The sequence below is a fragment of the Comamonas squillarum genome (genome assembly GCF_025309455.1).
GTDB lineage: Bacteria > Pseudomonadota > Gammaproteobacteria > Burkholderiales > Burkholderiaceae_C > Comamonas > Comamonas squillarum.
In genome coordinates, this window is sequence record NZ_CP104377.1 from 3626827 (window position 1) to 3653033 (window position 26207).

At 64.7% G+C, this 26207-nt stretch carries 23 protein-coding genes; 16 read left to right on the forward strand and 7 right to left on the reverse strand.

All coding sequences use genetic code 11. The features are described from left to right. Positions 1-22 precede the first annotated feature (22 nt). From N4T19_RS16770 to N4T19_RS16785, 4 genes are all read left to right on the forward strand, one after another. The gene (locus N4T19_RS16770) at positions 23-172 is read left to right on the forward strand and encodes a hypothetical protein (protein WP_182344423.1); all 150 of its coding nucleotides are present in this window, start codon (positions 23-25) and stop codon (positions 170-172) included. A 91-nt stretch (positions 173-263) separates the two neighbouring features. Next, a complete protein-coding gene (locus tag N4T19_RS16775; RefSeq protein WP_021024905.1) occupies positions 264-1625 on the forward strand; it encodes an omega-aminotransferase AptA in 1362 nt (453 codons plus the stop codon). Between the two features lie 109 nt (positions 1626-1734). After that, entirely contained in the window at positions 1735-3252 is a 1518-nt protein-coding gene (locus tag N4T19_RS16780) for a CoA-acylating methylmalonate-semialdehyde dehydrogenase (protein ID WP_021024904.1), read from the forward strand. 89 nt (positions 3253-3341) lie between these two features. Beyond that, positions 3342-4232, forward strand: a complete 891-nt coding sequence (locus N4T19_RS16785; RefSeq protein ID WP_182344425.1) for an IclR family transcriptional regulator — start codon at positions 3342-3344, stop codon at positions 4230-4232. 60 nt (positions 4233-4292) lie between these two features. Here the strand turns inward: N4T19_RS16785 and N4T19_RS16790 are convergent, their stop codons facing one another. Further along, positions 4293-5546, reverse strand: coding sequence for a Zn-dependent hydrolase (locus tag N4T19_RS16790; RefSeq protein WP_116925394.1), 1254 nt, complete (start codon positions 5544-5546; stop codon positions 4293-4295). A 162-nt stretch (positions 5547-5708) separates the two neighbouring features. Here N4T19_RS16790 and N4T19_RS16795 point away from each other — a divergent pair, with 162 nt between their 5' ends. The 6 genes from N4T19_RS16795 (at position 5709) to N4T19_RS16820 (ending at position 12697) form a co-directional block, all read left to right on the forward strand. Then, the gene (locus N4T19_RS16795; RefSeq protein ID WP_260718581.1) at positions 5709-7379 is read left to right on the forward strand and encodes an ABC transporter substrate-binding protein; all 1671 of its coding nucleotides are present in this window, start codon (positions 5709-5711) and stop codon (positions 7377-7379) included. Between the two features lie 126 nt (positions 7380-7505). After that, positions 7506-8456 carry an ABC transporter permease gene (locus N4T19_RS16800; protein WP_021024900.1) on the forward strand — a complete coding sequence of 317 codons (951 nt, stop codon included), beginning with the start codon at positions 7506-7508 and terminating at the stop codon, positions 8454-8456. A gap of 27 nt (positions 8457-8483) precedes the next feature. Then, a complete protein-coding gene (locus N4T19_RS16805; protein WP_116925396.1) occupies positions 8484-9386 on the forward strand; it encodes an ABC transporter permease in 903 nt (300 codons plus the stop codon). A gap of 3 nt (positions 9387-9389) precedes the next feature. Then, a complete protein-coding gene (locus N4T19_RS16810; RefSeq protein ID WP_260718582.1) occupies positions 9390-10439 on the forward strand; it encodes an ABC transporter ATP-binding protein in 1050 nt (349 codons plus the stop codon). Between the two features lie 15 nt (positions 10440-10454). After that, positions 10455-11471: an ABC transporter ATP-binding protein gene (locus tag N4T19_RS16815; protein ID WP_116925398.1), complete on the forward strand. Its 1017-nt coding sequence runs from the start codon at positions 10455-10457 to the stop codon at positions 11469-11471. A 41-nt stretch (positions 11472-11512) separates the two neighbouring features. Then, positions 11513-12697 carry an amidase gene (locus tag N4T19_RS16820; RefSeq protein ID WP_116925399.1) on the forward strand — a complete coding sequence of 395 codons (1185 nt, stop codon included), beginning with the start codon at positions 11513-11515 and terminating at the stop codon, positions 12695-12697. 4 nt (positions 12698-12701) lie between these two features. On the opposite strand, the gene N4T19_RS16825 is transcribed toward N4T19_RS16820, so the two are convergent. The 3 genes from N4T19_RS16825 to N4T19_RS16835 form a co-directional block, all read right to left on the reverse strand. Continuing rightward, a complete protein-coding gene (locus tag N4T19_RS16825; RefSeq protein ID WP_116925400.1) occupies positions 12702-13238 on the reverse strand; it encodes an ureidoglycolate lyase in 537 nt (178 codons plus the stop codon). 61 nt (positions 13239-13299) lie between these two features. Further along, entirely contained in the window at positions 13300-13671 is a 372-nt protein-coding gene (locus tag N4T19_RS16830) for a hypothetical protein (RefSeq protein WP_116925401.1), read from the reverse strand. 81 nt (positions 13672-13752) lie between these two features. Further along, entirely contained in the window at positions 13753-14385 is a 633-nt protein-coding gene (locus tag N4T19_RS16835; RefSeq protein ID WP_116925402.1) for a hypothetical protein, read from the reverse strand. A 321-nt stretch (positions 14386-14706) separates the two neighbouring features. Between N4T19_RS16835 and N4T19_RS16840 the strand changes: the two genes are divergently transcribed. The 3 genes from N4T19_RS16840 to N4T19_RS16850 all read left to right on the forward strand — a co-directional run bounded on the left by N4T19_RS16840 (position 14707) and on the right by N4T19_RS16850 (position 18156). Continuing rightward, positions 14707-17019: an NADP-dependent malic enzyme gene (locus N4T19_RS16840; RefSeq protein ID WP_116925520.1), complete on the forward strand. Its 2313-nt coding sequence runs from the start codon at positions 14707-14709 to the stop codon at positions 17017-17019. A 165-nt stretch (positions 17020-17184) separates the two neighbouring features. After that, complete coding sequence (locus N4T19_RS16845; RefSeq protein WP_182344436.1) at positions 17185-17595, forward strand: guanyl-specific ribonuclease; 411 nt, start codon at positions 17185-17187, stop codon at positions 17593-17595. Positions 17596-17730: 135 nt separating this feature from the next. Beyond that, on the forward strand, positions 17731-18156 hold the full coding sequence (locus N4T19_RS16850) for a barstar family protein (protein WP_027010748.1): 426 nt from the start codon (positions 17731-17733) through the stop codon (positions 18154-18156). 73 nt (positions 18157-18229) lie between these two features. Here N4T19_RS16850 and rsmA read toward each other — a convergent pair whose 3' ends face one another. The 3 genes from rsmA to N4T19_RS16865 form a co-directional block, all read right to left on the reverse strand. After that, positions 18230-19009 (reverse strand): 16S rRNA (adenine(1518)-N(6)/adenine(1519)-N(6))-dimethyltransferase RsmA, encoded by a 780-nt coding sequence (gene rsmA / locus N4T19_RS16855; RefSeq protein ID WP_260718583.1) that lies wholly within the window; start codon positions 19007-19009, stop codon positions 18230-18232. Between the two features lie 119 nt (positions 19010-19128). Continuing rightward, positions 19129-20556 (reverse strand): peptidylprolyl isomerase, encoded by a 1428-nt coding sequence (locus N4T19_RS16860; RefSeq protein WP_182344438.1) that lies wholly within the window; start codon positions 20554-20556, stop codon positions 19129-19131. A gap of 14 nt (positions 20557-20570) precedes the next feature. Further along, the gene (locus tag N4T19_RS16865) at positions 20571-23036 is read right to left on the reverse strand and encodes an LPS-assembly protein LptD (protein ID WP_409935121.1); all 2466 of its coding nucleotides are present in this window, start codon (positions 23034-23036) and stop codon (positions 20571-20573) included. 123 nt (positions 23037-23159) lie between these two features. Between N4T19_RS16865 and N4T19_RS16870 the strand changes: the two genes are divergently transcribed. The 3 genes from N4T19_RS16870 (at position 23160) to N4T19_RS16880 (ending at position 26190) form a co-directional block, all read left to right on the forward strand. Then, positions 23160-24305 carry an aminoglycoside phosphotransferase family protein gene (locus N4T19_RS16870; RefSeq protein ID WP_116925406.1) on the forward strand — a complete coding sequence of 382 codons (1146 nt, stop codon included), beginning with the start codon at positions 23160-23162 and terminating at the stop codon, positions 24303-24305. A 53-nt stretch (positions 24306-24358) separates the two neighbouring features. After that, positions 24359-25093, forward strand: a complete 735-nt coding sequence (locus N4T19_RS16875; RefSeq protein WP_116925407.1) for a 16S rRNA (uracil(1498)-N(3))-methyltransferase — start codon at positions 24359-24361, stop codon at positions 25091-25093. 317 nt (positions 25094-25410) lie between these two features. After that, on the forward strand, positions 25411-26190 hold the full coding sequence (locus tag N4T19_RS16880; protein ID WP_260718584.1) for an IclR family transcriptional regulator: 780 nt from the start codon (positions 25411-25413) through the stop codon (positions 26188-26190). Positions 26191-26207: the final 17 nt, after the last annotated feature.

The following is a 26207-nucleotide window of genomic DNA, read 5'->3' on the forward strand; positions in this document are numbered from 1 at the left end:
GCCTGTGACACCGGGATGAAGCATGAAACAGCGTGTTAACGCTTTCTTCTTCAACGATGAAAGCTATAGTATTAGTAGCATTTTCTATGCTGGACAGCAGCAGATGGAGCAACGGCTGGCTGCGTTTTGCGGGCTTGTGTGGACGGTATTACTTGCACAATTCAGCAAGTGAGCTTTGATATCTCATTCTTTGAATAAGCATCCGCGCACTCCACAATGGCGTATCAACACCGGTAGCCGCTAGGCGGATTCAAGGAGCAGACATGAGCTTTGTGCAGATTGACGACACGACGGGCAGCACGCAGCTGCGCACCGATGCGGCCTGGCTGGACGCACACTGGATGCCCTTTACCGGCAACCGCAACTTCAAGGCCAAGCCGCGCATGATCGTCAGCGGCCAGGGCGCCTACTACACCGATGCCGATGGCCGCAAGATTTTTGACGGCCTCTCGGGCCTGTGGTGCTCGGGCATTGGCCATGGCCGCAAGGAAGTGGCCGAGGCGATTGGCAAGGCGGCGCTGCAGCTCGATTACGCACCGGCTTTCCAGTTTGGCCACCCCGCGTCGTTTGCGCTGGCCAACAAGATCAAGGAGCACACGCCAGCAGGCCTGGACCATGTGTTCTTCACCGGCTCCGGCTCGGAAGCGGCCGACACCTCGCTCAAGATGGTGCGCGCCTACTGGCGCTTGAAGGGCCAGGCCGGCAAGACGGTGTTGGTGGGCCGCGAGAAGGGCTACCACGGCGTGAACTACGGCGGCATCTCGGTGGGCGGCATTGCCGGCAACCGCAAGATGTTTGGCCAGGGCATTGTGGCCGACCACCTGCCCCACACCCAGCCGCCAGCTGGCACCTTCCAGAAGGGCATGTCCGATGAAGGCGGCCGCGCGCTGGCCGACAAGCTGCTCGATGTGATCGCGCTGCATGACGCCAGCAATATCGCGGCGGTGATCGTCGAGCCGTTCTCGGGCTCGGCCGGCGTGGTGATCCCGCCCAAGGGCTACCTGGAGCGCATCCGCGAGATCTGCACGCAAAACGGCATTCTGCTGATTTTTGATGAGGTCATCACCGGCTTTGGCCGCTGCGGTGCCTGGACCGGTGCCGAAGCCTTTGGCGTGGTGCCCGACATCATGAACTTTGCCAAGCAGGTGACCAATGGCGCCCAGCCGCTGGGCGGCTGCGTGGTCACGAAGGAAATCTACGACACCTTCATGGCCGCCGGCGGCCCCGAGTACATGCTGGAGTTTGCCCACGGCTACACCTACTCGGCCCACCCGGTGGCCTGCGCGGCCGGTGTGGCGGTGATGGACATACTGGAAAAAGAAGACATGCCCGGCCGCGTCAAGGCGCTGGCGCCGTACTTTGAAAACGCTGTGCACAGCTTGAAGGGCGCCAAGCACATCGCCGACATCCGCAACTATGGCCTGGCTGCTGGCTTTACGATTGCCGCGCTGCCCGGCGAGCCGGCCAAGCGCCCCTATGAGATCGCAATGAAGTGCTGGGAAAAAGGCTTCTACGTGCGCTATGGTGGCGACACCATCCAGCTGGCGCCGCCCTTCATCAGCGAAAAGGCCGAGATCGACCGCCTGATCAACGCGCTGGGTGACGCACTGGCTGAAACCAACTGATGGAGCGCCCCTGGCTGCTGGCGACGGTGACGCACCGGCCAGCAGCATTTTGCGTTCAGACCCGCGTTATTTCGCCCCCCATTTCGAGACATTTCCAAGAGAGACTTTGATGAACCACGACAAGAATGTGACGGCCACGGTAGGCCATTTGATCGACGGCAAGATCGTGCACGATGGCGGCCGCACGCAGCCGGTGTTCAACCCGGCTACGGGCCAATCGACGGTGAGCGTGGAGCTGGCCAGCAAGGCCACGGTGGAGGCAGCGATTGCCTCTGGCGAAAAGGCCTTCCCCGCCTGGCGCAATACGCCGCCGCTCAAGCGCGCGCGCATCATGGGCCAGCTCAAGGTGCTGCTGGAGCAGAACGCCGACAAGATCGCAGCGATGATCACCGCCGAGCACGGGAAGGTGCTGGCCGATGCGCATGGCGAGCTGCAACGCGGTATCGAGAACGTCGAGTTCGCCAGCTACGCGCCCGAGCTGCTCAAGGGCGAGCACAGCCGCAATGTGGGCCCCAATATCGACAGCTGGAGCGAGTTCCAGGCGCTGGGTGTGACGGCAGGCATCACGCCCTTCAACTTCCCCGCGATGGTGCCTTTGTGGATGTGGCCCATGGCCGTGGCCTGCGGCAATACCTTTGTGCTCAAGCCCTCCGAGCGCGATCCGACCAGCGCACTCTTCATTGCCCAGCTGGCGCAGGAGGCCGGCCTGCCACCGGGCGTGCTCAACGTCGTCAATGGCGACAAGGAAGCGGTCGACACCCTGCTGCATGACCCGCGCGTCAAGGCGGTGAGCTTTGTCGGATCGACCCCGATTGCCGAGTACATCTATGGCGAAGGCTGCAAGAGCGGCAAGCGCGTGCAGGCGCTGGGCGGTGCCAAGAACCATGCGGTGGTGATGCCCGATGCCGACATCAGCAACGCCGTGACCGCGATGATGGGCGCCGCCTACGGCAGCTGCGGCGAGCGCTGCATGGCCGTGCCGCTGGTGGTGGCCGTGGGCGACGAGGTGGCCGAGCAGATGATTGCCGGCCTGAGCGCCGAGATCGCCAAGATGAAGGTGGGCCCGGGCACCGACAACGGCAATGACATGGGTCCGCTGATCACCAAGCCGCATTTCGAGAAGGTCAAGGCCTATGTGGACAGCGGTGTGCAAGAGGGCGCCAAGCTGCTGATCGACGGGCGTAGCCTGCAGGTGGCAGGTCACGAGGAAGGCTACTTCCTGGGCCCCTGCCTGTTCGACAACGTGCGCCCCGGCATGAAGATCTACCAGGAAGAGATCTTTGGCCCGGTGCTGGGCATTGTGCGGGTCAAGACCTTGCAGGAGGCGATGGACCTGATCAACGCGCACGAGTACGGCAACGGCACCTGCATCTTCACCCGCGATGGGGAAGCGGCCCGCTACTTCAGCGACCACATTCTGGTGGGCATGGTCGGCATCAATGTGCCGCTGCCGGTACCTGTGGCCTACCACTCGTTTGGCGGCTGGAAGCGCAGCCTGTTTGGTGACCTGCACGCCTACGGGCCTGACGCCGTGCGCTTCTACACCAAGCGCAAGACCATCACCCAGCGCTGGCCCAGCGCCGGTGTGCGCGACGGCGCGGTGTTCAGCTTCCCAAGCAGCCGCTAATACCTGGATGCAGCCGCCCCGCGAAGGGCCAGGCTGCAAGTTGGTGCGTTTCTTGCGAAGGCTGAGGCATTGCCCCCAGCCTTTGCACCATGCGCACCAGCACCGCCCACCGCCGATCGTCGGACACCGCCGCTTCAGCCGAAGCCGCAGCCCGCAGCACCTCCCCCAGCACGCCACCGGCACACCCATCGGTGGCGGCTTTGTCTGAGCCCGCCTCCGACAGCCTGTTCAACCTCTCGCTGGCCAAGGGCCTGCAGGTGCTGTGCGCCTTCAACGCCGCGCACCGCAGCATGACGCTGGCCGAGATTGCGCAGGCCGCCGGCATGACCAAGGCCTCAGCCCAGCGCTCGGTGCATACCTTGCAGGCGCTGGGCTATATTGGCAAGCACCCGAGTACGCGGCGCTTTGTGCTGCTGCCGCGCGTGGTGGAACTGGGTTTCAACTACCTGGAGGCGCACCCGATGATCAGCGCCGCCCACACCTATCTGGCGCAGCTGGCGCGGCAAAGCGGCGAGACGGCGACCCTGTCCGAGCCGGCGGGCACGCACATGGTCTACCTGGCCCAGGTGCTGACGACGCAGCACATCCCCGTGCTGACACCGGTGGGCACCCAGGTGCCGCTGTATGCCAGCAGCTGCGGGCGCGCCTACCTGAGCCAGCTGCCTGCGCCAGAGGCGCGCGCACTGCTGCAGCAGGCCCCGATGCCCGCGCGCACCCGCGCCACCTTGACGACGGTGGATGCCGTCATGGAGCGCCTGGCGCTGTGCCAGCAAACGGGCTATGCCACCAACTGCGAAGAGCTGTTTCTGGGCGACATGGGCATTGCCGCGCCGGTCTTCAATGCACGCGGCGTGGTCGTGGGTGCCATCCACCTGGCGCCGCCCACCAGCCGCTGGAACATGGCCGATGCCCAGCAGGCGCTGGCGCCGCTGGTGATTGAATGCGCGCGGGCGGTGTCGCAGCTATTGCCGGCTGACTAAAAACGCGGAGCCCGAGCGCTCCACGTTCTTCTACCGCTTTGATGGCCTTTCAGCGCCGCATCAAGCCACGCCGGCATGCGCCAGCATCGCATGCAGCAGCACATTGCAGCCAGCGGCCAGGTGCTCGGACTTGGCGTCCTCGATCTCGTTGTGGCTGATGCCATCCTTGCAGGGCACAAAGATCATCGCGGTGGGCGCGACGCTGTGCACATAGACGGCGTCATGGCCGGCGCCGCTGACGACCTCCATGTGGTCATAGCCCAAGGTGTCGGCCGCGCCACGCACGCTGGCCACGCAGTCGGGGTGGAAGATGCAGGGCGCAAAGCGCACCACCTGATCGATGGCCACCTCGCACTGGCACTGGGCAGCGAGGCGCGCAAACTCGGTGCGCATGGCGGCGTCCATCGCATCCAGCCCGGTCTGCGAGAGGTTGCGAAAATCGACGCTGAACTTGACCTGGCCGGGGATCACATTGCGGGAGTTGGGCAGCACCTGCAGATGGCCGACGGTGCCGCGCCCGTGCGGCGCCTGGTCCAGCGCAATGCGGTTGACGGCATCGACCATGCGGGCTGCGGCCAGCATCGCGTCATGGCGCAGGTCCATCGGCGTGGGGCCGGCATGGGCGTCCATGCCAGTGACGGTCACGTCATACCACTGCTGGCCCAGCGCGCCGCTGACGATGCCAATCGGCTTGTCATAGGCTTCCAGCACCGGGCCTTGCTCGATATGCGCTTCAAAGTAAGCGGCAAACGCGCCACCGGGCACATCACCGCAGGCCACATCGCCCAGGTAGCCGATGCGGGCGAGCTCAGCGCCGACGGTAATGCCTGCACCATCTTGTTGCGAGCGGATGTGGTCTGCACCAAAAATTCCCGCAAATGCACCAGAGCCCATCATCACCGGCGTGAAGCGCGTGCCCTCCTCGTTCATCCAGAAGGCCACTTCCAGCGGCGCAACGGTCTGGATGCCATGGCTGTTGAGCGTGCGCATCACCTCCAGCCCGGCGAGCACGCCGTAGTTGCCATCGAACTTGCCTCCGGTGGGCTGGGTGTCGATATGGCTGCCGGTGGCCACGGCGCGTGCCTGCGGATCGGTGCCGGGGCGGCGGCCAAACACATTGCCCACTTCGTCCACACGCACCTGCAGGCCTGCGTCGCGGAACCACTGCACCACCTGGTCGCGGCCGGCCTTGTCCTCGTCGGTCAAGGCGATGCGGCAGACACCGCCCTTGGGCGTGGCCCCTATCTGGGCGAGGTCCATCAGCGATTGCCAGAGGCGGTTTTCATCAATGCGCAGGTGGTCTATTGGGGTCATGCGGGTACTCCTGGGTTGAGGCGAACAATGCGCAGAGCGTTCGCATAAAGCATGCCAAAAATATCGATGAATCAAACACTTGTATCGATTATCGATATGTGTGATGTGGCACGCAGCTTGCTTTGGACTTGTCATCCCCCCACTCCTTGGAAAGGTCCTGTGATGCAAGCGTCTTCCGGTTTCTCCGTCTTCCGTCCCGCGCTCAAAAGCCTGGCTCTGGCTGTCACCCTGGCGCTGGGCGCGGGAGCTGCCATGGCCCAGGAAAAGGTGCTGCGCATTGCGATGACTGCGGGCGATATCCCGCGCACCTCGGGCCAGCCCGACCAGGGTTTTGAGGGCAACCGTTTTACCGGCATCCCGATGTATGACGCGCTGACCCAGTGGGACCTGAGCAAGGCCGACAAGCCCAGCGAGCTGGTGCCGGGCCTGGCGCTGTCCTGGGAGGTCGATGCCAAGGACAAGACCAAGTGGCTGTTCAAGCTGCGCCCCGGCGTCAAGTTCCACGATGGCAGCGCCTTCACGGCCGATGCCGTGGTCTGGAACGTGAACAAGGTGCTGGACAAGGAGGCCGAGCAGTTTGACCCGGCCCAGGTGGGCGTGACTGCCTCGCGCATGCCCACGCTCAAGTCGGCCAAGAAGATCGATGACCTGACCGTCGAGCTGACCACCAGCGAGCCCGATTCCTTCTTGCCGATCAACCTGAGCAATCTGTTCATGGCCTCGCCCGCGCACTGGGCCAAGAAGCTGGCTGCAGTGCCGGCCTCCGTCAGCGGCAAGGCCGAGCGCAGCAAGGCCGCCTGGACGGCGTTTGCCGCCGACCCCTCGGGCACCGGCCCCTTCAAGGGAGCACGCCTGGTGCCGCGCGAGCGCTTTGAGATGGTGAAGAATGCCAGCTACTGGGACCCCAAGCGTACGCCGACCATCGACAAGGTGGTGCTGCTGCCGCTGCCCGAGGCCAACTCACGCACTGCCGCGCTGATGAGCGGCCAGGTGGACTGGATTGAGGCGCCGGCGCCCGATGCGCTCGACGCGATCAAGGCGCGCGGCTTCAAGGTGTACTCCAACCTGCAGCCCCACATCTGGCCTTGGCAGTTTTCGTTTGTCGAGGGCTCACCCTGGCTGGACAAGCGCGTGCGCCATGCCGCCAATCTGTGTGTGGACCGCGCCAGCATGAAGCAGCTCTTGAATGGCCAGATGGAGCCGGCCACCGGCATCTTTGAGCCCGGCCACCCCTGGCGCGGCAGCCCCAGCTTCCAGATCAAGTACGACGTGAAGGCCGCCCAGGCGCTGATGACGCAGGCCGGTTTCAGCGCCAGCAAGCCGATCAAGGTGAAGATCCAGACCTCCGCGTCGGGCTCGGGCCAGATGCAGCCGTTGCCGATGAACGAGTTCATCCAGCAGAACCTCAAGGAATGCTTCTTTGATGTGGAGTTCGACGTGGTGGAGTGGAACACGCTGTTCTCCGGCTGGCGCCTGGGCGCCAAGGACCCGGGCGCCAACAAGGCCAGTGCGACCAATGTGACGGCCGCCACCATGGACCCCTTCTTTGCGATGGTGCGCTTTGTCAGCACCAAGTCCTTCCCGCCGCTGTCCAACAACTGGGGCTTCTACAGCAACAAGCAGGTGGACGCGGTGGTGGACAAGGCCCGCACCACCTTTGATGCCAAGGAGCGCGACAAGGCCCTGGCCGAGCTGCACACCCTGGTGGTCGATGAGTCGCCCTTCCTGTTTGTGGCCCACGATGTAGGCCCGCGCGCCATGTCGGCCAAGGTTGGCCATGTGGTGCAGCCGCAAAGCTGGTTCATCGATATCGCAACGATGACGATGAAGTAAGCCGGGCGTCCCCGGGCATGCAGACCGGTGCTGAGACATCGCTGCATGCCGGGCGCAGGCCGATGGCCCAACCCGCCAGTGCGACCCCGCATGGTCCGCTTCTCCCCCACGAACCTCTGATCCGCCATGCTTGCCTACCTGTTCAGACGCATTGTCTACACCCTGCCCATCATGCTGGGCGTGGCCCTGCTGTGCTTTGCCCTGGTGCATATCGCGCCCGGCGACCCTCTGGTGTCGGTCTTGCCCGCCGATGCATCGGCCGAGCTGCAGGCCCAGATGCGCGAGCTCTATGGCTTTAACCGGCCGCTGCCCGAGCAGTTTCTGCGCTGGGTCTGGCGCGCGCTGCAGGGCGATCTGGGCCAGTCGATTGCCACCAGCCGGCCGGTGACCACCGAGGTGATGGCCGCCGTGGTCAACACCTTGCGCCTGGCCGTGGTGGCGACCTTGATCGGCTTTGTGCTGGGCAGCCTGTTTGGCTTTGTGGCGGGCTATTTCCGCAACTCCTGGGTGGACCGCAGCTGCTCGATGCTGTCGATGCTGGGCGTCAGCGTGCCGCACTACTGGCTGGGCATGGTGATGGTGATCGTCTTCTCATCGCAGCTGATGTGGCTGCCCGCGACGGGCGCGGGGCCGGGTGGCTCGGGCGACTGGGCCTGGGACTGGGCGCATGTGCAGTTCATGATCCTGCCGGCCATCACCATGTCGGTGATCCCCATGGGCATCATTGCGCGCACGGTGCGGGCGCTGGTGGCTGAGCTGCTGGACCAGGAGTTCATCCTCGGCCTCAAGGCCAAGGGCCTGGGCCATCTGGGCATCTTCCGCCATGTGCTCAAAAATGCAGCGCCCACGGCGCTGGCGGTGATGGGCCTGCAGCTGGGCTACCTGCTGGGCGGCTCCATCCTGATCGAGACCGTGTTCTCCTGGCCGGGCACCGGCTTTTTGCTCAACCAGGCCATCTTCCAGCGCGATCTGCCGCTGCTGCAGGGCTCCATCCTGGTGCTGGCCGTTTTCTTTGTGCTGCTCAACCTCATCATCGACGTGGTGCAGACCTTGCTCGATCCCCGCATCGCCCGCTGAGCGCAGATTTCTGGAGGTTCCGTCCCCATGACCAGTCTTTCCCTTCCCGATGCAGCAGCGGCCCAGGTGCAGCCGCTGCCGGCCCAGCGCTCACGCGGCTATTGGTCCTCGGTGCTGCAGCGCCTGCTGCGCGACCCGGTGGCCATGGGCGCGGCCGCCGTCATTGTGCTGCTGATTGTGGTGGCGGCGCTGGCGCCCTGGATCACGCCGTCCGACCCCTACCTGGCCTCCATGCTCAAGCGGCTCAAGCCCATCGGCACCGCGGGCCTGCCACTGGGCAGCGATGAGCTGGGCCGCGACATGCTCTCGCGCCTGATGATGGGCGCACGCCTGTCGCTGTTCATGGGCATCACCCCGGTGCTGTTGGCCTTTGTGATTGGCACGGGTATCGGCATTGTGGCCGGCTACGCGGGGGGGCGCACCAACACGGTGATCATGCGCACCATCGATGTGTTCTATGCCTTCCCCTCGGTGCTGCTGGCCATTGCGCTGTCGGGTGCGCTGGGCGCGGGCATCTTCAACTCGCTGGTGTCGCTGACGATTGTCTTTATCCCGCAGATCGCCCGCGTGGCCGAGAGCGTGACGGCCCAGGCCCGCAACCGCGACTATGTGGAGGCCGCGCGCGCCACCGGGGCCAGCGCCTTCACCATCGTGCGCGTGCATGTGCTGGGCAATGTGCTGGGCCCCATCTTTGTCTACGCCACCAGCCTGATTGCGGTGTCGATGATCCTGGCCTCGGGCCTGTCGTTTCTGGGCCTGGGTGTGAAGCCGCCCGAGCCCGAATGGGGCCTGATGCTCAACACCTTGCGCACGGCGATCTACACCCAGCCCTGGGTGGCGGCCTTGCCGGGGCTGATGATCTTCATCACCTCCATCTCCTTCAATCTGCTCTCCGATGGCCTGCGCACGGCCATGGACAACAAGGGGTAAGCCATGCTCCAGCCTTCTTCTCTGAACCCGGCTGCCACCCTGGCCGCCGATGTGGGTGGCCCGGCCCAGCCGCTGCTGACGGTGCGCGGGTTGACCAAGCATTTCCCGCTCAAGCAAGGCAAGCTGGTGCGCGCGGTCGATGGTGTCGATTTCGAGGTGCTCAAGGGCGAGACCCTGGGCGTGGTGGGCGAGTCCGGTTGCGGCAAGTCGACCACGGCGCGCCTGTTGATGCACCTGATGGACCCGACCGCCGGCGAGCTGGTGTTCGATGGCCGCACGGTGGGCTCGCGGGATTTGAGCCTCAAGGAGTTTCGCCGCCAGGTGCAGATGGTTTTCCAGGACAGCTATGCCTCGCTCAACCCGCGCCTGACCATCGAGGACTCGATCGCCTTTGGCCCGCAGGTGCATGGCGTCTCGCGCAAGGAGGCGGTCGCCCGCGCGCACCATTTGATGGACCGGGTGGGCCTGGCGCCGGCCCGCTTTGCGGAGCGCTACCCGCATGAGCTCTCGGGCGGCCAGCGCCAGCGCATCAACATTGCGCGCGCGCTGGCCTTGCAGCCGCGCATGGTGATCCTGGACGAGGCGGTCTCGGCGCTCGACAAATCGGTGGAGGCCCAGGTGCTGAACCTGCTGGCTGATCTGAAGCGCGAGTTTGGCCTGACCTATGTCTTCATCAGCCATGACCTGGGCGTCGTGCACTACATCAGCGACCGGGTGATGGTGATGTACCTCGGCCAGGTGGCCGAGATCGGCCCGTCGGATGCGCTATTTGCCGCGCCGGCCCACCCCTACACCAAGGCCTTGCTGTCGTCGGTGCCGTCGATGGACCCGAGCCACCGCACCCTGGTGGCCCCGCTGGCTGGTGACCCGCCCAACCCCATCAACCCGCCCACGGGTTGCCGCTTTCACCCGCGCTGCCCCAAGGCGGCGCCGGTCTGCGCCCAGGCCGCGCCGGCCGTCACCCCGGTGCAGCTGCACCATGCCGCGCGCTGCCTGGTGCATGAGCCTGGCAGTGGCCACCCCCTGGCCGCCGCTGCTGCGCTGGCCGCCTGAACCCGGAGCACCACGATGAACACAGCCTCTCCTCCCCTGGTCCAGATCCAGGACCTGAATGTGCAGTTTGCCAGCGGCAAGAAAGTGGTCCAGGCCGTCAGCGGCGTGAGCCTGTCGGTCGCCAAGGGCGAAGCGGTGGCGCTGATTGGCGAATCGGGATCGGGCAAGAGCGTGACCCTGCGCAGCCTGCTGCGCCTGCACCCCGAGCGCAAGACCACGATGAAGGGCCAGATCCGGGTCGCCGGCCAGGATGTGCTGGCGCTGCGCGGCGGTGCGCTCAACGACTTTCGCGGCAAGACCTGCGCGATGATTTTTCAGGACCCCTTGCTGGCGCTGGACCCGGTCTACCCGGTGGGCGCGCAGATTGTCGAAGCCATACGCCGGCACGAGCGCGTGAGCCAGAGCGAGGCGCAGCAGCGCGCGCTGGCGCTGTTCGAGCGGGTGCGCATTCCCAGCCCGGAGCAGCGCCTCAAGGCCTATCCGCATGAGATGTCGGGCGGCATGCGCCAGCGGGCGATGATTGCGCTGGCCCTGGCCTGCAACCCGCAGGTGCTGCTGGCCGACGAGCCCACCACCGCCCTCGATGCCACCGTGCAGATCCAGATCCTGTTGCTGCTGCGCGAGCTGCAGCGTGAGCTGGGCCTGGGCATTGTGTTTGTGACCCACGACATTGGCGCGGCGGTGGAAGTGGCCGACCGCATTGCGGTGATGTACGCGGGCCGCATCGTCGAAGAGGGCACAGCCGAGCAGCTGATCCGCAGCCCGCGCCACCCCTACACCATGGCCTTGCTGCAAAGCCGATCCCATGGCGCTATGGAGCGCGGCCAGCCGCTGCAGACCATTGCTGGCGCGCCGCCCGATCTGACCGCCATCCCGCCGGGCTGCGCCTTTGCACCGCGCTGCAAGCTGGCCACGGCCGCCTGCCTGCAAGCGGTGCCGGAGCCGGTCACGCTGGCGCCTGGCCATATGGCGCGCTGCGTGCACACTGCAACGGCGGCAGCCTTTGCGCCCAACGTGCTGGCCGCTGCTTAGGCCCCTGCATTTCTATTTTTTTGCCCAGGACTGACCCCACCATGCCCTTGCACGACCCTGCCCATGCCTTTGTTCCCTACCCCGATGTGCCGGTGCGCCATGCCGCCACCGGCCCGCTCAGCGGCCTGTACTTTGGGGTGAAGGATCTGTTCGACATTGCCGGCTATCCCACGGGGGGCGGCAACCCGCTGCTGCTGGCCCTGTCCGGCATCAAGACGCAGACGGCGCCCACGGTGCAAAAGCTGCTCGATGCCGGCGCGGCGTTGGCGGGCAAGACGGTGACCGATGAGCTGGCGTTCTCGATGAATGGCAACAACGCCCACTTTGGCGCGCCGATCAATGGCAACGCGCCCGCGCGCATCACCGGCGGTTCGTCATCGGGCTCAGCCTCGGCGGTATCGAGCCGGCTGTGCGACTTTGCGCTGGGCACGGACACGGGCGGCTCGGTGCGTGCGCCGGCCAGCCACTGCGGCCTGTACGGCATACGGCCCACGCATGGCCGGGTGAGCCTGGAGTCAGCCCTGGCGCTGTGCCACAGCCTGGATACCTGCGGCTGGTTGGCCCGCGATGCCCACACCTTTGCCCGCGTGGCCGATGTGCTGCTGGCGCCCGACACGACGCTGCTGCCGGCCCGCCCACGCCTGCTGATGCCCAGCGACGTCTGGGGCCTGGTGGACAGCGCCGTGCGCCCGGCCTGGGATGGCGCGCTGCAGCAGATCACACAGCTGCTGGGCAGCGCGCAGGATTGCAATGCGGTGCTCGATTCTTTCGACGCGATGTACTGGAGCTTTCGCTATATCCAGGGGCGCGAAGCCTGGATGACCGATGGCGCCTTTATCAGCCGCTATGCGCCGGTGCTGGGCCCGGGCGTGAAGGAGCGCTTTGACTGGTCGAGCAATGTGAGCGATGCCCAGGTGCAGGAGGCCGAGCAGTTCCGTGCGCGCTTCCGCCAGCATCTGGCCGATCTGCTGGGCAGCGATGGCGTGCTGGTGATGCCGACCATGCCCGATATTGCGCCACTGCGCAGCGCCGATGAGGTATCGCTGGAGGCCTACCGCAACCAGGCGGTGCAGATGCTGTGCCTGGCGGGCTTGGCGGGTTTTCCGCAGATCTCGCTGCCGCTGGCCAGCCGCGACGGCGCGCCCTTGGGGATCTCGCTGCTGGGCCCGGCAGGCACGGACCGCAGCTTGATCGCGATTGCGCAGCAGCTGGCGGCTGCGGTGTAAGTGATTAAGCGAGATCGGCGGGCAGGCGGACCTGCAGCGGCGCGCTGATTGCTTCGCAGCGGCAGTCCAGCGCATCGGCGCGCCGCTCGATGACGGCGAAATCACCGCCCTCGACGGCGAGCAAGGCATGGTGCCAGGTGCCGGGTGCCAGCACGATGCCCTGGCGGCCATCGGTGACAAAGGCCTGCATGTCGTCAGCCTTGGGGGCGGGGCCGGCAGCGGCCACCACCACGACAAAGCGCTGGGTGCCCAGTGGCACAAAGCTCTGGCTGCCCAGTGCATGGCATTCGACCTCGGTCACCGCCAGCGGAAACTGCCGCGCCTGCGCGCGAAACAGCGCCAGCATCGGCCAGCCGCCTTGCGCCGTCAGCTGCAGATCGGGCAGCAGGTCATAGCGCAGCGCATTGCCCTGGTTGATGGACTGGCTGGGCAGGCTGGGGTCGGCCAGGCCAATCACGGTGCCAAAGGCCGAGAAGTTGTGCGCGGTCAGAGGCCGCGCCTCCAGAACCAGCGCAGCGGGGTGGGTGTTGGAGGTCGTCATGGCCAGCTAGCTAGCAAGGACGGTGCCTGATTGGCGATGCGGCACCCGCGCCGCAGACCGGTCAAGGCTTGCCATCGGCTTCGTGCTGCGCGCCCTTGCTGTCGGTGATGACGGCGCCCATGCCGGCCGAGGGGTTCACGCTGCCGCCTTCTGCCGTGGTGCCGCCGTTGGAGGTCTTGGGGTCATCGGCAGAAGCCAGTGGCACCGCAGGGGGGAGCGGATCGTGTTTGTCGGCCTTGGCGGGGGGCAGCACCGAGTGGCTGTCGGTGATGGGCGCGTTGAACAGCGGCTTGTCGGGCAAGGGCTGGCGCGAAGCCGCTACCGTGCCGGAGATAGGCTGCATGGGCCCGGGGCGTTCGTCACAGGCGCTCAGCAGGCTGGCAGTGGCAACGACGGCTGCCAGGGCGGCAAGTCGGGTTGGAATGGCTGGCATGGGCTTTTCCCTGTAGTGGTACTGGTAACACCGACATTGTCGCCGCAGGCCGGGCGCCCAGGTGTCAGCCAATCACGGCAATCAGCGCTCGCCCAGCAGCGCCAGATAGGCATTGCGCGTCTCGGGCGAGACGCTCTGTATAACCTGCTCATAGGTGGTCTGGTTGCGCAGCTGCATGCGCGCCGAGGCCACGGCCTTGGATTTGCAGTACCAGTGGCAGGTGTGCTGCATCAGATACATCTCGGCCAGCAGCGTAAAGGCGCGGTCCTTGGGGCTGCGGCCGGCGGTGTTGGCCACTACGCGTGCAATGCCATCGGCATGCAGGCGGATGGCGGTGCGCAGGTCAAAGGACCTGCTGCCGCCCTGGAGCTTGTCGATCAGCTGCGAGAAGGGGAAGTAAAAGCTTTGGGTGCTGATCTTGAACGTGGCACCATTGGCCGGCTCGGGCGCCTTGGCCAAGGTGTCGGCAAAGCTGCTGAACTGGCTGGCCAGGCTGTTTTCCACCGATGCCTGCAGCTCCCAGATTTGCTGCTGGCGGTTGCTGTCTTTCTCGTCCAGCGCCCGCATGTAGCTGCTGACCAGGCGCTCCATCAGCTTTTCGATGTCGTAATTACGCAAATATTGGGCCAGCAAGGCGATGCGCTGCTTTTGGGCCTTGGCGCGCAGCACATAGCTCACGCCCAGGATGAGAACGACCAGCAGCATTAAATCCATGACAAATGAGGCCTTGCAGGGCCTATATAGCGCAAACGTGAGCCATTGTAGACCTTGGCTTCCGCCGAGATGGGCGGGCTTTACGCAATGTATGCCTAAACTGGAAAAAGCTATACATCTTTTTCATAGTTCTAGACGGCGACTGGAATACTTGATTTTTAGCCTGCGCCTAGAATGGTGAGTGCCTTGTATACGATCCACAGCATTTGGCCGTGGGAAAATCGTTCTGGGCCCTTGGACATACTGTTGAGACATGCATGCAGATGGCAGCATGTTCCAGCTGTTTTTCGTAGTGAATGCTGCGTGATGCCGGAGACCGCCATGACTGAGAAGAATTCAACCCCCACTGCGGTGGACAAGCGTGCGCTGCTGCGCCAGTCCGCACTGGAGTACCACCAGTTTCCCCGCCCCGGCAAGGTGGCGATTGCCGCGACCAAGCCCATGGCCAACCAGCATGACCTGGCGCTGGCCTATTCGCCCGGCGTGGCTGCACCTTGCGAAGAAATCGTCAAGGATCCGGCAGCTGCCTTCAAGTACACCAGCCGTGGCAACCTGGTGGCCGTGATCTCCAACGGCACGGCTGTGCTGGGTCTGGGCGACATCGGCGCGCTGGCCTCCAAGCCGGTGATGGAAGGCAAGGGTGTTCTGTTCAAGAAATTTGCAGGTGTCGATGTTTTTGACATCGAAATCAACGAAAAAGACCCCCAGAAGCTGGTGGAAGTGATCGCCGCGCTGGAGCCCACCTTTGGCGCCGTAAATCTGGAAGACATCAAGGCGCCCGAGTGCTTCTATGTGGAGCGTGAACTGCGCAAGCGCATGAAGATCCCGGTCTTCCACGACGACCAGCACGGCACCGCGATCACTGTGGCAGCGGCCATGGTCAATGCGCTCAAGGTCGCAGGCAAGAAGATTGAAGAAGTGAAGCTGGTGGCCTCGGGGGCGGGCGCTGCAGCGCTTGCCTGCCTGAACCTGCTGCTGGAGATCGGCCTCAAGCGCGAAAACGTGATTGTCACCGACATCGTTGGCGTGGTCTACAAAGGCCGTACCGAGCTGATGGACGAAGATAAGGAGCTTTTCGCGCAAGAAACCGACAAGCGCACGTTGTCGCAGGTGATTGACGGCGCCGATGTGTTCCTGGGCCTGTCGGCGGGCGGCGTGCTCAAGCCCGACATGGTGCAGCGCATGGCTGCGCGCCCCATCATTTTTGCGCTGGCCAACCCCAATCCCGAGATCTCGCCCGAAGACGCCAAGGCGGTGCGCGACGACATCATCATGGCGACCGGCCGTTCGGACTACCCGAACCAGGTCAACAACGTGCTGTGCTTCCCCTATATCTTCCGGGGCGCGCTCGATTGCGGCGCAACGACGATCACCACCGAGATGGAAATCGCCACGGTGCACGCGATTGCCGACCTGGCCCAGGCCGAGCAGACCGAAGAGGTTGCCAATGCCTATGCCGGCCAGGACCTGTCCTTTGGCCCCGAGTACCTGATCCCCAAGCCGTTTGACCCGCGCCTGATGATGAAGATTGCGCCCGCTGTGGCGCAGGCGGCAGCGGAATGCGGCGTGGCCGAGCGTCCGATCCAGGACATGGATGCTTACCGCGAGCACCTGCAGACTTTTGTCTACGCCTCCGGCACCGCGATGAAGCCCATCTTCATGGCGGCCAAGCGCGCTGCGAAAAAGCGCATTGCCTACGCCGAAGGCGAGGAAGAGCGTATCCTGCGTGCGGCCCAGATCGTCGTGGACGAGCGTGTGGCGCGCCCCACCTTGATCGGCCGCCCGGCGATCATTGCCCAGCGCATCGAGAAGTTCGGCCTGCGCCTCAAGGAAGGCACGGACTACGATGTGGTCAACGTCGAGCATGACGACCGCTACCGCGATTTCTGGCAGTCCTACCACCGCATGGCCGAGCGCAAGGGCGTGACGGTGCCGATCGCCAAGATCGAAATGCGCCGCCGCCTGACCCTGATTGGCTGCATGCTGCTGCACAAGGGCGAGGTCGATGGCCTGATCTGCGGCACCTGGAACAACACCGCCATCCACCTGCACTACATCGACCAGGTGATTGGCAAGCGCGCCGGCACGGCGACCTACGCCTGCATGAACGGCCTGCTGCTGCCCGAGCGCCAGGTCTTCCTGGTCGACACCCATGTGAACTACGACCCGACCGCCGAGCAGCTCGCCGAGATCACGATCATGGCGGCCGAGGAGATGATGCGCTTTGGTATCAAGCCCAAGGCCGCGCTGCTGTCGCACTCGAACTTTGGCTCCAGCAACCAGCCCAGCGCCATCAAGATGCGCCAGACGCTGGAGCTGCTGCGCATCCAGGCGCCCTGGCTGGAAGTGGATGGCGAGATGCACGGCGATGTGGCGCTGGACCAGAAGCAACGCGCCAGCATCATGCCCGAGAGCCCGCTGGTAGGTAACGCCAATCTGCTGGTGCTGCCCAACATCGATGCGGCCAATATCAGCTACAACCTGCTCAAAACGGCCGCTGGCGGCAATATCGCCATTGGCCCGATTCTGCTGGGCGCCGCGCAACCGGTGCATATTTTGACCCCCAGCGCCACGGTGCGCCGCATTGTCAACATGACGGCTGTTGCGGTAGCGGACGCGAATTTTGCGCGCTGATAAAGATATTTACAGCGCATTTGGCTTGAGTCTGCCACGCTTGCAGCTGTAAAATACTGAGAAGCCTGCTCAAATTTTGGGCAGGCTTCTTGCATTTTGGGGGGCAATCCGTCACACTGACCGGCTGAACTTTCGGTGCGCCCGCAGTTCTGAAAGGTGTTGTCGATGCTCAAAGCATGGGGTTTTCTGGCCCGCTCGTCTGTGAAGGCTGGTGTGCTCGCTGCGGTCATGGCTGCGCTGCCGCCTGGGGTTCAGGCCCGAGGCAGCGGGCTTTCCGCATTCGATGGGCCGGTCGTGGCTGTGGCCGAATTGCCGCCACAAGGCCGCAAAACCTATGCATTGATCTTCGAGGGCGGCCCTTTTCCTTATGACAAGGACGGCTCGGTATTTGGTAACCGTGAACGCAACCTGCCCAGGCACCCGCGTGGTTACTACCGGGAATACACCGTCAAGACACCCGGCTCCCGTGATCGGGGGGCGCGTCGCATTATTTGTGGCGGTCAGGTCGCCACAATGCCCGATACTTGCTACTACACCCAGGATCACTACAGCAGCTTTCGGCGTATTGTGAATTAGCCAGTCAGATTCCTCCTATGTCGCTTTTCCGCAAGAGATGTCTTGCGCAGAGTGATGTGCTAAGTCAACAATGCCCAATGAGCCCCAGGGATGGGGTGTGGTTTTTAAAAAATGCTAATGGAAAGAGCAACGGAGATGGACACTCCACTTCGTCAGGTACAAGATACATCGCTGCGTTTTGTGCGTCCCAACATCGTGCAGGCCATTCGTGCCTACCGGTTGGAAGACCTGCGCGACGCAGCCCAGAACCTGGGGCAGCACTTTTTGTACGCCAATCTGGCGCACGCCCTGTCCAAGGCCGATGTGCTCGAGTTGATTGGCATGCAGTTTTATTTTCCGTCGCACTACGGCAAGAACTTCGACGCGCTGTTCGACTGCCTGACCGACCCTTTGCACAAGAGTGGCCCCCAGCCCGGCTTTGTCGTGGTGCTGGACCAGATCCCGACTGCGATGAAGTTTGACCGCGAAGCGCGCGAGCAGCTGCTCGATGTGTTTCGCGATGCGGCCGAGTACTGGGCCGAGCGCAAGGTGCCTTTTCGCTGCTTTTACTCTTTCCTCTGATCGGCTTGCTGATGACCCAGAAAAAACGCCCGGCTTGCGCCGGGCGTTTTGCTTATGGGCGGGGCCCCAACGCTCAGGCCACCTTGGAAGCTGCTGAGAGGCTGGCAGCGGCCTGTTCGTATTCGGCCACCGGCACCTCTTCGGCGCGGCGCTGCAGGTCGAAGTTGCCGCTGTAGCCCTTTTCCTCCAGCCATTTGCCCAAGGTGTTGCGCAAGATCTTGCGGCGCTGGCTGAAGGCCACGCGCACCAGGTCTTCGAGCAGCTTGGCATCGAGCTGGGCGGGCTCGGCGCGCGGGACCATGCGCACGACGGCGCTGTCCACCTTGGGGGGCGGGTCAAAGCTCTTGGGCGGCACAAAGAGCACGTTCTCCATCGCATAGCGCCACTGCAGCATGACCGTCAGGCGCCCGTAGTCGGAGGTGGCGGGTGCAGCCACCATGCGGTCGATCACCTCTTTTTGCAGCATGAAGTGCTGGTCTTCGACCACATCGACCTGGTCGAGCAGGTGAAACAGGATGGGGCTGGAGATGTTGTAGGGCAGGTTGCCGGCCACGCGCAGCTTGTCCACGCCCAGGCGCTGGGCGAGGGCGCGGAAATCGACCTTCAGCACATCGGACTCGACCACATCGAGCTGCGGGTGCGTGCGCAGGCGCACGGCCAGATCGCGGTCGAGCTCAATGACGCTGAGCTTGCCCAGGCGCTCGACCAGCGGCTGGGTCAGCGCCATCAGGCCCGGGCCGATCTCCACCACCGTCTGGCCGGGCAGCGGGTGGATGGCGTCGACAATCGCGTCGATGACGGCGCGATCGGTCAGAAAGTTCTGGCCAAAGCGCTTGCGGGGAATGTGTTTCATGCAATGACAAAGCGGTGCGAAAGCACCGCTCTTGGAGTGGGCAGACCTGGGCCGATGATGACACCGCCGCAGCGCCACAGCGCCGGGCAGGGTCATCGCGCCCCAGGCCGCTGGATGGGTTACTGGGGCGGCTCGCGGTATTCCACGTAGGCCCGCGCACGGGCTTCCTGCGCCCAGGTGCTGAAGGCCTGCTCGAGCTTGTTCTCGCGCACGATGGAGCGCACCATGTCGCGCTGCTCGCGCTGGTTGAGCTTGGCTTCGCGGCGCTCGAGCAGCTGGATCAGGTGGATACCAAAGCGGCTGGCAATGGGCTGGCTGATCTCGCCGGGCTGCAGTGCGTTGAGCGCTTCTTCGAACTCCGGCACGAACTTGCGTGGGCTGGCCCAGCCCAGGTCGCCGCCTTCCTTGGCGCTGCCGTCTTCCGAGTAGCGCTTGGCCAGGTCTTCGAACGTGTCCTGCTTGGCCAGTACACGGCGGCGGTAGTCTTCGAGGCGCTCCACGGCCTGGGCTTCGCTCAGCTGGGGGCCGGGGCGCAGCAGGATGTGGCGGGCATGGCTTTGGGTGACGATGGCGGGCACCTCACCGCTGGTCTTCTCCAGCACCTTCAGGATGTGGAAGCCCGCAGGCGAGCGCACCGGGCCGGCAATGGCGCCCAGCGGGGTGGACTGTGTGGCCTTGACGAACAGCTCGGGGTAGCGGTCGGCCGGGCGCAGGCCCATGGCGCCGCCGCCCTTGCCGTCGGGCACATCGGAGAACTCGGCCACGGCGGCACCAAAGTCTTCGCCAGCGCGGATCTTGTCGGCCGCCTGCTGGGCCTTGGCCTGCAGCTGCTTGACCTGGTCGTCGCTGGCGTTTTCTGGCACGGTGATCAGGATGTGGCCCAGGTTGAGCTGGGTGGCGGCACTGGCCATGCCGGCCTTGGCCTTTTGCTCACGCAGGTACTGGTCGATGTCGAGGTCGCTCACGCGCACCTTGGAGTCCACCTCGGCCTCGCGCAGCTTCTGGATCACCAGCTGCTTTTTCAGATCGGCGCGGAACTGCGCTTCCGGAATGCCTTCGCTGGCCAGGCGGCGGCGCAGCTCGGGCATGGTCATGCTGTTTTGGCGCGCGACGGACTCTTCGGCCTGTTGCACGGCGAAGTTGTCCACCGTGATGTTGCGCTCGGCAGCCATCTGCAGCTGGATCTTCTGGCCGATCAGCATCTCCAGCGCCTGGCGGCGAGCGGTCTCGGCGGGCATGTTGTTGGCCTCGGCCTGGGCGCGCAGGCGTTCGTACTGCTGCTGCACTTCGACGTTGGTGACCGGCTCGGAATTGACGACCGCGACGATGAAGTCCGCAGAGCGCGGGGCATTGCTGCTGCGCTGGGCAACAGCGGCCGCCGGGATGGCCACCGAAGGAACGGCCGTCGGCGTGGCCAGGCCTGCGCCAGGGGCCCGCATGCGAGCCGATGCGCTGTCGCCGCTGGCCTTCATGCCTTGCGCTGCGCTGGCTCCGGCCAGCAAAGCCAGGCTGCAGGCCACGCTCAAAGAGAGAATGCGTTGTTTCATGGTCAGGGAATGCTTCAATCGTAATTGCTGAAACGGCTGGGTACTGCAGCGCCGTTGCCGCTGGGCAGAGACTGGTAGCCGGGCACGTTTTCGCGCATGCTGGCCAGCGGGTCAGCGCCCAGGGTGAGTTTGGTCAGGCCGGTAAATTCCATCTGGAACAGCAGCTTGGTGTTGGACTGCACCAGCGAGTTCTGCAAGCGCTGCAGCACAATGCGGCTGCTCCAGCAGCATCCGGCGTATTCCACACCGACCACAGAATCCACCAGTTTCTTGTCGCGCATGCTGTAGTTCAGGCGGCCCACAGTGTACCAGCGGCCTTCGCCCTTGGCTTTTTTGCCCCCGGAGCCAAAGATCTCATTGACTGGCCACTGCCAGCCCAGGTCCATCTGCTCGCTGTTCTGCGCCTGGTAGCGGTAGGCCAGTGCCAGCGTCTTGTAGTCGCCGGGCTTGTAGCGCGCCTGCATGGTCGAGCGCACCGAGCGGCCGCTGTCCGGGTTGAACTGCACCGTGGTGTCAAAGCCCCACTTGGGTGTCCAGTTGATGCCCGCGCCCAGCATGATGTCCGACCAGCGCTCTTCGACCGAGCTGGCATTGGGCATGACCACGCGCTGGTCCGAGAAGCGCAGGCGCTGGGCGATGCCAAAGCGCGCGGCCTCGGCGCCGGTCTCGGCATCGAGAAAGCGCGTGGTGGCGCCCACGGTCAGCATGTTGTTGTCGGCAATGCGGTCATAGCCGCTGAACGAGTTCGAGCTGAAGATGGTCGCAAAGCTGAAGTCGTACGGCGCCGTGTCGTAGACCGGGATCATGCTCTGGTCGCGGTAGGGCGTGTAGGTGTAGAAGGCGCGTGGCTCCAGCGTCTGGATCAGGTTGCGGCCAAACAGGCGTGTGCTGCGCTCAAAGGTCAGGCCGCTGTCGAGGCTGACGGTGGGCACGGTGATGCTGGCGCTGCTGACGGTGGCCAGGCCCGAGTTGTCAAAGTTGTAGTGCCGGGTGTTGAGCATCAGCTTGGGCGTGATGTAGCCCTGCGGCGCAATGAAGGGGCGGCTCAGCTCGGCCTGGATATAGCCCCGGTCGGCATTGGGCTGGTTGAGCAGGCTGGTGTCGGCACGGAAGCGCGTGGCATCGGCCTCGATCGAGCCTTCCAGGCCCAGCGGCAGGTTCTGCGGCGTGTAGCGGTACTGCAGCTGGGGCATGCGGTCATACGGCGGCACGATCGGCGAGAGCGGGTCCTGCAGGGTCTGCCACTTCTGCGCGCGCAGCAGCAGGCTGTGGTCATCGCGCGACCAGCTGGCCGAGGCTTCGCTGTTGAGCAGGCGCTCGTTGAGCTTGTAGCTGTTGCCCTGGAAGTCGCGCCAGTAGTCCGAGTCGCTCACGCGCTTGGCGTTGATGTTTAGCCCCAGGCCGCCAATGGGCGTATCCAGGCTGCCATTGTGCATCCACAGCCAGGACCAGCGGTCGCGGTCGCGCAGGCGGTCGCCGGGCATGTAGAGGCCCGCCAGGGTGCCGCTGTAGGTCGGCTCCAGGTAGCGGAACTCGCCGCCCAGCGCCAGGCCGCGCTTGACCATGGCCGTCGGCGTGATCGTCGCATCGCGGTTGGGCGCAATGTTCCAGTAATAGGGCTGGGCGTAGGTGAAGCCGCTGTCACTGTCGAGCGACATCGTGGGCGGCAGCAGGCCCGATTTGCGCTTTTCCGACAGCGGAAAGCTCATCTTGGGGATGGGGATGATCGGCACGCCCTTGAATTCGAGCACGCCGTTCTCGGCCACACCGACCTCTTCAAGGTTGTCGATGCTGATTTTTTCAGCACGGATGATCCAGTCGGGCTGCCAGCTGGCCTCGTCGTCGCGCTGGCAGGTGGTGTAGGTGCCGTCATGCACGACCGAGCGCTCGCGGTCGATGAAATCCACGCGCGAGGCCACGCCATAGCCGTTGTTGGGCAGCAGGCGGTAGTTGGCGTCCTTGAAGAAACCCTCGTTCGAATCGAGCTGCATCTGCAGCTCGGTGCCGTCAAACACGCTGCCGGCGCGGTTGATGTGCACATTGCCATCGGCATAGGCGGTGTTGCTGGGCTCGTAAAAGCGCAGGCGGTCGGCGCGGATCATCGTGTCGGCGCGGCGCAGGCTGGCATTGCCAGTGACGGTGGTCATGTCCGCCGTCTGGCCGGTGAGCTCGTCGCCCTCGAGGTAGACCGGCATCTTGCCGCGCTGCTCGGAGCTCAGGCTCTCTTGCAAGCGGGGGCTGGCGCGCAGCACCAGGCCGGCATCGTCGCTGCCAGCGGGCGCCTGGGCCAGTACCAGCGCGGGCGATGCCCAGAGCATGGCCATGCACAGCCGGGCGATGGTGGTGGGGGAGAAGCTAAGGGGGGTGCGGGACAAGGTGCGGGGCGATGTGTTGGTGTTTGCGCGCGCGCGCAGCCCTGCGGCGGCGCCTGCAGGGCGGGGCGAGGCTGGCGCCACATCGGTTAAAGCGTGAATATCCATGGGAAATAGCCACTGGCCTGTGCATCTGCGGTGCATACATGCACACGGATCTGGATCTGGGGCCCAGCCGGGCGGCAGGGCTTTGTAGAATCTGCATTATCCATGAGCCAATCTATTTCCCCCATGTCTGACCCTATTGCTGCATCTTCTGTAGCACCCCAGCCTGACAGCGCCAAGCAATCTTTACAGGGCGTTACCCCAGTCGTGTGGGCCGATGCCACCCGCGCCGCGCAGTTTGCCCCCTGGCTGGCAGCGGTAGCGGCCCGCCATGGTCTGCGACCCGAGAGCGTTCGCCTGGCGTCTGCCGATGCGAGCTTTCGCCGCTATTTGCGGGTGGACGACCTGCAGGGCGGCACGCGCATCATCATGGATGCGCCGCCGGACAAGGAAAACAGCGAACCCTTTGTGAAGGTGCAAGCGCTGCTGGCCGAGGCTGGCCTGAATGCCCCCCAGGTGCTGGACTGGGATGCCGCTCACGGCTTCATGCTGCTGTCCGATCTGGGCACGCAGACGGTGATCGAAAAGCTCCAGCCGCCCGATTCCCAGGCCGCCTACCAGTGGTACATGCAGGCGGTCGATATCTTGGTGGACTGGCAAAAGGCATCGCGCGAAGGCGTGCTGCCCGTCTATGACGAGGCCGTGCTGCGCCGCGAGCTGCAGCTGTTCCCTGACTGGTACATCGCCCAGCACCGCCAGGTGCAGCTGAGCGACAAACAGCAGGCCGTGCTGCAAAACGCCTTTGACGCCATCGTGGCGCAGAACCTGTCGGTGCCACGCGTGTTTGTGCACCGTGACTTCATGATGCGTAACCTGATGGTGCCCCCCAGCGCCGGTGCGCCGCTGGGCGTGCTGGATTTCCAGGATGCGCTCTACGGCCCGATCACCTATGACATTGCCAGCCTGATGCGCGATGCCTTCATCAGCTGGGAAGAAGACTTTGTCGTGGACATCACCATCCGCTACTGGGAGAAGGCGCGCAAGGCTGGCCTGCTGGGCGCTGACAGCCCCTCGGGCTTTGGTGCCGATTTTGGTGACTTCTACCGCGCAGTCGAATGGATGGGCATCCAGCGCCACCTGAAAGTGGCTGGCATCTTTGCCCGCCTGACCTTGCGCGACGGCAAGCCGCGCTACCTGGCCGATGCACCGCGCTTTTTGCACTACATCCGCGCAACGGCCTCGCGCTACCGCGAGCTGGTACCGCTGATGCGCCTGATCCATGAGGTCGAGGGCATCGAGGAGCAAGGCGGCTGGATGATGGGCCGGGGCTGAACCTCGTTGCTTCAATCTCTGCCCTTTCCTGCCATCCACTTTGACCCAGCACCATGCCCCGTTTTTACTGCCCCGTTGAGTTGCGCGTAGGCGCTGCACTGGATCTGCCGCCCGAGGCTGCACGCCATGTGCAGGTGTTTCGCATGCAGCCGGGCGAACACATCACCTTGTTCAATGGCGTAGCCGGCAGCCCCGCAGGTGAATATGACGCCACCATCGTGCAGATGGGCCGCAGCCATGTGACCGTGCAGATTGAGGGCCACACGGCGATCGAGCGCGAAGCGGCCCGCGCCGTGCACCTGCTGGCCGGCATTACCGCTGGCGAGCGCATGGAATGGCTGGTGGAGAAGGCGACCGAGCTGGGCGTCGCCAGCATCACCCCGCTGGAGGCCGAGCGCTCGGTCACCCGCCTCAAGGGCGACCGCGCCACCAAGCGCCAGGAGCGCTGGCAAGCGATTGCCGCGAGCGCCTGCGAGCAGTGCGGCCGCAACCAGGTGCCACGCATCCATGCACCGGTGGACCTGGTGCAATGGATCAAGGCCGGCGGCCTGGCCGATGCACAGCGCCTGGTGCTGTCGCTGGCAGACGGCACGCAGCCGCTGGCCCAGGCGGTACAGCAAGCGGGCGCCCAGCCCCTGGTTTTCCTCTCTGGCCCCGAAGGCGGCCTGTCGCCCGCCGAAGAAGCGCTGGCGCGCGGCAACGGCTTTGCACCGGTGACCTTGGGCCCGCGTGTTTTGCGCGCCGAGACGGCGCCGCTCGCTGCTTTGGGCTATCTGGCAGCACTTTGACCGCAGCCTGTGCGCTGACGAAGCGTTGACTCAACGCTGATGGAGCGGCGCCCCCACCACGGGCCCGCCCAAACACTCCCCTCTCTCTCCCGTCCACCCCGCCCTGCACGGGTGCGGCGGCGCTGGCCTGCGCGCCAAGCGCCGCACCACGCCGGTGTTTTTTACATTTCAAATTCCCAATAAGTGGGAATTGAATGGGCCATTCAATTCCGACCTAGGGTTTGCGCTAGGGTGCAATACAGAGAGCAAATCGACAATTCTGGCATTGATCTTGCAAGATCCTTGTTGTCATTAGTCCCGAAGAATGGGAATTGCGAATGGATGCTACAGAGTTGTTGGTCAGCGAGCACACGGCAGCGGATACCCCGGGTTCCGAGGTGTCGGCGGCCGACCGGGTGCTGCAGGTGCTGGCGGTATTGGCCTGCGCCGGGCGGCCGCTGTCGGCCAGCGAGCTGATGCAGGGCACCGGCTTGCCCCGCAGCAGCCTGTACCGGCAGCTCGCGCGCCTCAAGCGCTTTGGCTTTGTGGCCGACAGTGGCGCGCTGTATGCGCCCGGGCCGCTGGGCCTGCAGCTGGCGCGTGGCTTTGACGATGGCTCCCATTTGGTGCATGTGGCCCGCCCTGTGCTGGTGCAGCTGTCGCAGCAGACCCAGGAGAGCGCAGGCCTCTTGGTAGCGGCCAATGGCCAGGCCGTCTGCCTGGACATGGTGGAAAGCCCGCTGTCGCTGCGCTGCTCGTTCGACAAGGGCAGCAGCGTGCCGCTGAAGGTGGGGGCTTCTGCCAAGTGCGTGCTGGCCTACCTGCCCGCCGTGCAACGCGAAGCGCTGCTCAACCAGCACTACGGCGAAGGCACCCCCGCTCGCGCCGAGGCCGCTGCCGAGCTGCAGGAGCTGCGCACACAGGGCTACATCACCACGGTGGGCCAGGTCGACGCCGGTGTCTGGGGTTGCAGCGTGCCGGTGTTTGCCAGCGGCCGCCGCGCGGTCGCTGCGCTCAGCCTGATGGCGCCGCAGCAGCGCGTGCAGCACCAGCAAGCCCAGCTGGTGCAGGCAACCTTGGCAGCAGCGGCCCGCATCTCCCGCAGTCTGGCTGGATGACATTGCGATTTTGCTTG

Coding starts and splice junctions, on each gene's coding strand:
- N4T19_RS16770 (WP_182344423.1), top strand. CDS start 23: ATGAAACAGCGTGTTAACGCTTTCTTCTTCAACGATGAAAGCTATAGT.
- N4T19_RS16775 (WP_021024905.1), top strand. CDS start 264: ATGAGCTTTGTGCAGATTGACGACACGACGGGCAGCACGCAGCTGCGC.
- N4T19_RS16780 (WP_021024904.1), top strand. CDS start 1,735: ATGAACCACGACAAGAATGTGACGGCCACGGTAGGCCATTTGATCGAC.
- N4T19_RS16785 (WP_182344425.1), top strand. CDS start 3,342: ATGCGCACCAGCACCGCCCACCGCCGATCGTCGGACACCGCCGCTTCA.
- N4T19_RS16790 (WP_116925394.1), bottom strand. CDS start 5,546: ATGACCCCAATAGACCACCTGCGCATTGATGAAAACCGCCTCTGGCAA.
- N4T19_RS16795 (WP_260718581.1), top strand. CDS start 5,709: ATGCAAGCGTCTTCCGGTTTCTCCGTCTTCCGTCCCGCGCTCAAAAGC.
- N4T19_RS16800 (WP_021024900.1), top strand. CDS start 7,506: ATGCTTGCCTACCTGTTCAGACGCATTGTCTACACCCTGCCCATCATG.
- N4T19_RS16805 (WP_116925396.1), top strand. CDS start 8,484: ATGACCAGTCTTTCCCTTCCCGATGCAGCAGCGGCCCAGGTGCAGCCG.
- N4T19_RS16810 (WP_260718582.1), top strand. CDS start 9,390: ATGCTCCAGCCTTCTTCTCTGAACCCGGCTGCCACCCTGGCCGCCGAT.
- N4T19_RS16815 (WP_116925398.1), top strand. CDS start 10,455: ATGAACACAGCCTCTCCTCCCCTGGTCCAGATCCAGGACCTGAATGTG.
- N4T19_RS16820 (WP_116925399.1), top strand. CDS start 11,513: ATGCCCTTGCACGACCCTGCCCATGCCTTTGTTCCCTACCCCGATGTG.
- N4T19_RS16825 (WP_116925400.1), bottom strand. CDS start 13,238: ATGACGACCTCCAACACCCACCCCGCTGCGCTGGTTCTGGAGGCGCGG.
- N4T19_RS16830 (WP_116925401.1), bottom strand. CDS start 13,671: ATGCCAGCCATTCCAACCCGACTTGCCGCCCTGGCAGCCGTCGTTGCC.
- N4T19_RS16835 (WP_116925402.1), bottom strand. CDS start 14,385: ATGGATTTAATGCTGCTGGTCGTTCTCATCCTGGGCGTGAGCTATGTG.
- N4T19_RS16840 (WP_116925520.1), top strand. CDS start 14,707: ATGACTGAGAAGAATTCAACCCCCACTGCGGTGGACAAGCGTGCGCTG.
- N4T19_RS16845 (WP_182344436.1), top strand. CDS start 17,185: ATGCTCAAAGCATGGGGTTTTCTGGCCCGCTCGTCTGTGAAGGCTGGT.
- N4T19_RS16850 (WP_027010748.1), top strand. CDS start 17,731: ATGGACACTCCACTTCGTCAGGTACAAGATACATCGCTGCGTTTTGTG.
- rsmA (WP_260718583.1), bottom strand. CDS start 19,009: ATGAAACACATTCCCCGCAAGCGCTTTGGCCAGAACTTTCTGACCGAT.
- N4T19_RS16860 (WP_182344438.1), bottom strand. CDS start 20,556: ATGAAACAACGCATTCTCTCTTTGAGCGTGGCCTGCAGCCTGGCTTTG.
- N4T19_RS16865 (WP_409935121.1), bottom strand. CDS start 23,036: ATGGATATTCACGCTTTAACCGATGTGGCGCCAGCCTCGCCCCGCCCT.
- N4T19_RS16870 (WP_116925406.1), top strand. CDS start 23,160: ATGTCTGACCCTATTGCTGCATCTTCTGTAGCACCCCAGCCTGACAGC.
- N4T19_RS16875 (WP_116925407.1), top strand. CDS start 24,359: ATGCCCCGTTTTTACTGCCCCGTTGAGTTGCGCGTAGGCGCTGCACTG.
- N4T19_RS16880 (WP_260718584.1), top strand. CDS start 25,411: ATGGATGCTACAGAGTTGTTGGTCAGCGAGCACACGGCAGCGGATACC.